The sequence below is a fragment of the Peribacillus sp. SIMBA_075 genome, assembly GCF_046534585.1.
On record NZ_JAWRYN010001473.1, the window covers coordinates 1 to 241 of the forward strand.

The window sequence follows — 241 nt, forward strand, 5'->3', positions numbered from 1 at the left end:
CTGGACGTTGTAATTTGAAAGGCAACGTGCCGAGTCGCTGGATGGTATGGAAAGGCGTTTATATCTACTTTCCATAGACCAATCCAGCTCTTTCCTTTCTCAATCCATAAAAAAGCAACTCGTTCATTTTCGTGAGCGAGTGTCAATTCCAATTTTTCATAAAATGCAATAGATGCCTTCAAGTCACTCACAGGTAAATGTGCTTCATACAGACCTTTCATCATCATTAAAATCACTCCTT

General features: G+C 39.4%; 1 protein-coding gene. It reads right to left on the reverse strand.

Features of this window, described 5'->3' with window-relative positions:
- On the reverse strand, positions 1–227 hold a 227-nt coding region (locus SB775_RS33285), incomplete at its 3' end, for a VOC family protein (protein ID WP_410865571.1).
- Between the last annotated feature and the right edge of the window lie 14 nt (positions 228–241).